Origin of the sequence: Kribbella sp. NPDC050241, from assembly GCF_044459685.1 — a bacterium.
GTDB lineage: Bacteria > Actinomycetota > Actinomycetes > Propionibacteriales > Kribbellaceae > Kribbella.
The window spans coordinates 1-5707 of sequence record NZ_JBITJE010000028.1; the positions used below are offsets into that span (position 1 = coordinate 1).

Consider the following 5707-nt stretch of genomic DNA (forward strand, 5'->3'; position numbering starts at 1 on the left):
GATCACCATCACGAAGCCGCAGAGCCCGGGCCACATACATGACACCGATTCTCCCCGAACCCAGACGTAAACTAATCAACGACACGCGACACTAGGCGCCAACGCACTCTCATGCCGCCGCGAGTGAAGGAGGTCGTGCCGACGAGCGAGTTGCTTGATGCCAGCCCATGCCAGAATCCATCAAATGCTGAACCTGTACGTCGTCACACACCCCGAGACCACACATCACCGGGAAGACCGAGTGGGCGGTTGGTACGACTCCGAACTGACGCCAGTAGGTCTCGTGGACGCCGGACTCATCGCCGACGCGTTGACTCAGCGGGTGAACGACGGCGCTGGGGTATCGGTGTTCACCTCCGACCTCACGAGAACCACACAGACCGCCGTGGCAATCGGACAGCGGCTCGGCCGAGAACCAGTGAGCATGAGCGAACTGCGCGAGAAGTCGTACGGCGAGGGTGAGGGCCAGCCGGACGCTTGGTTCCGGGAACGGTTCATCCCACCTCCGGCCACTGGTGAGCGCATGGACCACGACGAAGGACTTGCCGGCGCCGAGACGAAGCTGGAATGGGTACGGCGGGTGTACCGAGGCATGGACCAGATAATGAGCGCGCCGGCCCCCACAACGATCGTCGTGACGCACGGCGGTTCAGCCAGTCCTGTGATCGCGCACTGGCTCCGGATCCCGTGGGATGCGCTCGCTTACGCCAGCTTCCGCGTCGAGACGGGCAGCATCACCCACCTCCGCGAGGACGACTACTTCCACAACCGCACCCTTGTCGAACTCAACGACACCACCCACCTTCGCCGCGACTGACCCAACGAACCCACTGACATGCCGCTGTCCGTGCGCGGTCATGCCCCATGAGCAAGTACGCGGGGAGGGACGTGGCATTGTGCTCGCGTGAACGAGGGCCAGGGAGGCAGTACGGCGCGGGTGTCCGACGCTGAACTGGAGTTCGGGCCAGACTTGGTCATGCACTATCGGGGTCAACCGTTCACGGGCATCGCCTTCGACGTCATGGAGAACGGCACCCGTAGCGAACTTTCTTATGTCGACGGTCTACAGCATGGACCGGCTCGGGACTGGGATGCCTCAGGACGGCTCCGAGCCGAGGACTCCTGGCGCGCCGACTTCCGCCACGGCGTGAGTCGCACCTACGACGAGAGCGGGGCTGTGATCTCAGAGCAGTGGTGGGACCACGACAGAAGGGTGAACGCTCCACCGTCTGACGCGTGAGCGCTGTCCCAATCCCGCGCCGAACGAAACGACCGCTCATGCCGCAGACGGAAGGCGCGGTCATGCCGACGACTGTGCTCGCGCGTCGGCTGGCACATTCGACATGGGCCGAGGCTGTCCGCCGGTGTTTGTCGGCGCACTGGGGCAGGATGACCGCGTGACGGTTCTGCTTCTCGGCGACAGCAACCTCGCTCGGCTTTATCACGGGCTCGCGGATCTCGTACCGCTAGCGTTCGGCGCCTCCATCGAGTGCCGGGCCGTCGGCGGCGCCTGGTCCGGATCTCTTCGGGACCAGATCGGCGACCGGACGTTGTCGGACTACGACGCGATCGTGCTATCAATCGGCAGCAGCGACAACCATCCCGCATTCGCCAGCTCCCCGGCGCTCTTCCGCGAGAACGTGTCGCGAGAGCTGGAACGCGGTGGTCGCTGGATCGCCCTCGTGCCACCGGGCCTAGCCCGTGCTCCGGAGCCGTTCGACACCGCCGAAGTCAACGCTCTGATCCGGGTCTACGCCGGGGTGCTGACCGAGCTCGTCAAGGCGGCCGGAGGCATTGCACTGGACGTACGGGCGGTGGCCGACAGGTTAGGTCCCGCAGCGTTCGACGCCGACGGCATGCACCTGACACGTGCGGCCTACCAGGAGCTGGTGCCGGAGATCGCCGGCGCGATCGAAGCGAGCACCAGTGAGACTCCTCCCAGTGGTGCGGTAGGTCTCCAGGCAAGATAGGCATATGGGCTACTCCGTCAGCCTCATCAAGGGCGAGGTCGTCATTCCCGCGTCGAGTGCGGACGCGGCACTGGCGGCGATTCGTGATCTCGACCGTCGTGATGACCTGAAGACTGGATGGTCCCGCGACGAGCAAGGCGTCAAGCGCCGCCACTGGGCCTTCACGCTGCCCGCCAGGATCGAGGCATCACGGACCTGGGCGACATCCTGCGGGCGTTCCGCTTCGAGCCGATGTTGGAGCCGGACGGTGAGCTGTATGGCGTCGAGTTTGTCGGCGAGAACATAGGAGATGACCTGCACCTGTGGACCGCGCTGGCGCCCTTTGTGGAGCCTGGCGGAGAGATGATCTGGCTGGGTGAGGACGACGCCCTCTCGCGCTGGTACTTCGATGGAGAGGCGCCCAAGGTCGGTGCCGGTCGTATGGTCTTCGACTGAGCCCGGCGATCACCAACGGACGCACACGCCGCGATCCGTGCTTCGCACTGTCGCAGATCACCGGGCGGACAGGTGGCACACAGAAGCTCGGTCAGCTGGGTGAATCCGGTGATGTCGTCGCTGATCCGGCGCTTGGTCACCACCTCCCCAACCGCGTCCACCATCGCAACATCGTGGTGATGCTCGGCCAGTCAATCCCGTAGAAGACCACCATCGATATCTCCTCCCTGCTCGCTCGCACCAATGAGCCGCCGAGGCAGTCGGCAGCTATCGGGCGATGCGGAGGTCTGCCGGTAGGCCGCTTTGACATGTAACCGTCAACGTCGTCAAGGCGAATTATTGCGCGGCAGATGTCGCGGTCTGCTCTCCGTAGACGCAATTCCACTGATTTATGGTCCGGTATTCTCGTAGATCCTCGTCCAAGATATTGCTCGGCAAGAGATCAGGACGCAACGAATAGGCCCGCTGTAAGACACTCGAGAATTTCCCGGCAGATACTCGCAAGGCACGGACTGTTACTGAGTGTGCACCCGGGCAAAGAGTCTGCTGGGCAAGTCGAACGATTGACCTAAGATGTCGCTACGACCCTCGTGTGGTTCGGCAAAGGCTCTCCAGGTGTCGTCACGATCTGTTCCACCGATTTGACTCTACGAGAATGTTCGGTCTAGTTATTGCCGAGCCGTATCGGCAAGCGTAGGTTTTCGAGCCGAGAGTTCCCGGCGACGCCGGCAGCTCTGGGGGAGCAATGGTGCAGGGGCGGGCAGGCAGTTTCGGTCGCGATACTGGTCGTGCTTGCAGTCTGTATCCGAGGACGGCCGTCGGGAGACCTTCCGGTCCAGCGGACCGGTTCCGGATCTCCGGGGATGCACATGGCCCCATCAGCGGAAACCAGGGCCCGCGGGCCACCAGCCCGCAAGGGCAGAGCGACGATCAGTCATGTCTCCCAACGGAGACCCCATGCCCCACCCAGTTGATCATCTGCGCAGCGGCTCCCGCCGTGTTGCGCTGGGGGATGAAATGAAGCGAACTGTAGTACTCATGCTGGCCACCGTGCTCGCGATTTTCGGGCTGACAGCAACGCCCGCATTCGCGCAGAGCGGCCACTTCGTTGGTACGCCGACATGTAGTGACCAGGGTCTGACCGTCTTGTGCACGGGCAAGGTTGCCGGCCTCGGCGGCACGACCTTCGAAATCACGGTCGCGGCCGACGGCATCGCCACGGTCGAGTGCACCAACCCGGGCGGCAACGTCGCCCCAGGTCAGGACACAGCGGTCTCGGTGTCCGGTTCCAGCGGCCCGCTCGCGACCCCACGGAACGGGCAGTTCAGGTTCAGTCTCGAAAGCGACAGTCCGGAGCCACTGCCTCCGACGCCAACCTGCCCGAACAATCAGTGGACACCGGAGATCACTGATGTGACCTTCGGGGACGCCACTATCACGCTTCTCGAAGACGGCGTAGTCTCCGACACGATCACGGTGCCAGTCAGCTGACCGACGTCCTGACAGACACCTGACAACGGAGGCGGCAGTATCGCCGCCAAGCCAATGAGGGATCGGGCATCACGCCCGGTCCCTCGCCAAGGGCGGAAGCAACACAACCGCTGATGGCCGGCGCGTAGTGCTGCCACTACAGATCTGACCAACGCGCATGGCATGGAAGCGGTCGGCATCGCCAAGCCGACCGTTGTACAGCATCGAAGTACAGCAACCAGACCGACCGGCACGGTTTGAGATGCTCATCGGTCGGCCAGCGATTGCGCCTAGATGGCCTGCCCTGACCTCGCGGCCTTCACAGGCGCACGGGTTCGAATCCCGTTCCGGGCACTGTGGTTTGAGGAGAGTGTGGTCAGGCCCTCCCTTGGCGGACAGGACACCGTTTTGAGGGATGGTCCCTTCAGGTCAGGTTGGAGTGTTCGGGTGAGACAACTGATGGGGCTGCCTGGGCGAGCAATGGTCGCATCTCCTCGACGGTGAGGTCGACGAGCTCATTGCAGGTTGGGTGTGCGCACTCGCAATCGAATGCGTAGACCGCGTGGTGCCCGTTGTCCTTGGTGTGTCCTGATTGCAGTCTTTCGGTTGCCTGTTTGGCTAGTTGGCGATTGCTGATGCGAATTAAAGACTGCCGGTCTTCGGTGGTGCGGGCTGCGGGGGAGGATTCCAGGGTTGTGCCGAAGCTCTGCTCGACCGCGGTGAGGGTTTGCTCGACAGTCTGACCATCGACCACGATGACGGTTGCGCTGGTTCCCTCGAGTTGGCTCTGGACGAGATTCCGTCCCCAGACACGGTCTTTGTGCACGCCGCCTGGATGCCTATGCTCCAGTCTTGCGAGTTGTTCCTCTCGGGAAGGCATCAGCCACACTGCGTTCCTGGCAACTCCGGCCATAGTGGGGGTTACGAATGCGCCTTCGACAACAACCGATGTATGCATAGGCAGTGCGTGGACGTCTTCCAGGATCATCGGCCTGCGGTCGAACTCTCCTGGGCCGGTGCCCATGATGTGAAGCCCGGCTGCCGCTGCGCGCTGCTCATGAGTGAATGCATGGGCATCTACGCTGTACCAGAGAAATCCATGCTTTCGCGCGAGCAGGCGGCTTACCGTGGTCTTGCCCGCCGCCGCCGGACCGCCGACCCAGAATATCCCCGCTTCTTTATTCATATGAGGAAAGTCTAACCGCAGCGCTACCCGGGATACTGCTGATATGCGACCACCGCTCGTCCTCACTGGCGGGCCGGCTGTCGGGAAGAGTTCGACAGCGCGACTCCTGGCTCAATCGCGTCCGCGAGCGGCCGTCATTGACGTCGACGACGTACGCCAGATGGTCGTCAGTGGCCACGCAGCCCCGTGGGACGGGGAAGACGGACGACGCCAGCAGCGCCTGGGTGTGGAGAACGCCTGCAGCCTGGCCCGCAACTTCGTGGCGCAGGACATCGAGACGGTGATGTCGGATGTGATCACTGAAGACACGATGCCGCTGTATCGGCAGTGGCTCCCGAACGCCGTCGTCATCCGCCTCCAGGTGACGATGGATGAAGCCCGGCGACGAGCGATGAGCCGCACGCAGTACCTCACAGGCGAAGAGTTCGAGGCTCTTCACCTGGAAGACGCGCGGCATCCTCCGCCCGCGGATCATCACATTGATGTCAGCAATCACGACCTCAACGAGCAGGTTGCGGCGATCGCGGCGCTCTGGAAACAAGCCCCACGCCGCTAGTGCCGCGCGTCGTTAGTTGATTTACGGTTGGTGGTTGGGATGATGAGGCATGGCCAATCGTCCTGCTGCTGCGTTGGTGTTGCGTGAGGG

The 5707-nt window shown here is 63.1% G+C and carries 7 protein-coding genes; 6 read left to right on the forward strand and 1 reads right to left on the reverse strand.

Annotated features, from left to right (window positions below; all coding sequences use genetic code 11):
- Positions 1 to 184 precede the first annotated feature (184 nt).
- From ACIBG5_RS43500 to ACIBG5_RS43520, 5 genes are all read left to right on the forward strand, one after another.
- A complete protein-coding gene (locus ACIBG5_RS43500) occupies positions 185 to 817 on the forward strand; it encodes a histidine phosphatase family protein (RefSeq protein WP_396397972.1) in 633 nt (210 codons plus the stop codon).
- An 87-nt stretch (positions 818 to 904) separates the two neighbouring features.
- Complete coding sequence (locus ACIBG5_RS43505) at positions 905 to 1240, forward strand: toxin-antitoxin system YwqK family antitoxin (protein WP_396397973.1); 336 nt, start codon at positions 905 to 907, stop codon at positions 1238 to 1240.
- A gap of 157 nt (positions 1241 to 1397) precedes the next feature.
- The gene (locus tag ACIBG5_RS43510; protein WP_396397974.1) at positions 1398 to 1970 is read left to right on the forward strand and encodes an SGNH/GDSL hydrolase family protein; all 573 of its coding nucleotides are present in this window, start codon (positions 1398 to 1400) and stop codon (positions 1968 to 1970) included.
- A gap of 117 nt (positions 1971 to 2087) precedes the next feature.
- Positions 2088 to 2405 (forward strand): hypothetical protein, encoded by a 318-nt coding sequence (locus ACIBG5_RS43515; RefSeq protein WP_396397975.1) that lies wholly within the window; start codon positions 2088 to 2090, stop codon positions 2403 to 2405.
- A 1038-nt stretch (positions 2406 to 3443) separates the two neighbouring features.
- Complete coding sequence (locus tag ACIBG5_RS43520; protein WP_396397976.1) at positions 3444 to 3896, forward strand: hypothetical protein; 453 nt, start codon at positions 3444 to 3446, stop codon at positions 3894 to 3896.
- Positions 3897 to 4299: 403 nt separating this feature from the next.
- Here ACIBG5_RS43520 and ACIBG5_RS43525 read toward each other — a convergent pair whose 3' ends face one another.
- Complete coding sequence (locus tag ACIBG5_RS43525) at positions 4300 to 5061, reverse strand: hypothetical protein (RefSeq protein ID WP_396397977.1); 762 nt, start codon at positions 5059 to 5061, stop codon at positions 4300 to 4302.
- A 160-nt stretch (positions 5062 to 5221) separates the two neighbouring features.
- Between ACIBG5_RS43525 and ACIBG5_RS43530 the strand changes: the two genes are divergently transcribed.
- On the forward strand, positions 5222 to 5617 hold the full coding sequence (locus ACIBG5_RS43530) for a hypothetical protein (RefSeq protein ID WP_396397978.1): 396 nt from the start codon (positions 5222 to 5224) through the stop codon (positions 5615 to 5617).
- The last annotated feature ends 90 nt before the right edge of the window (positions 5618 to 5707 follow it).

Excerpts from the sequence above, each read along its gene's own strand:
- ACIBG5_RS43500 (WP_396397972.1), top strand. The coding sequence starts at position 185 with ATGCTGAACCTGTACGTCGTCACACACCCCGAGACCACACATCACCGG.
- ACIBG5_RS43515 (WP_396397975.1), top strand. The coding sequence starts at position 2,088 with ATGGTCCCGCGACGAGCAAGGCGTCAAGCGCCGCCACTGGGCCTTCAC.
- ACIBG5_RS43520 (WP_396397976.1), top strand. The coding sequence starts at position 3,444 with ATGCTGGCCACCGTGCTCGCGATTTTCGGGCTGACAGCAACGCCCGCA.
- ACIBG5_RS43525 (WP_396397977.1), bottom strand. The coding sequence starts at position 5,061 with ATGAATAAAGAAGCGGGGATATTCTGGGTCGGCGGTCCGGCGGCGGCG.
- ACIBG5_RS43530 (WP_396397978.1), top strand. The coding sequence starts at position 5,222 with ATGGTCGTCAGTGGCCACGCAGCCCCGTGGGACGGGGAAGACGGACGA.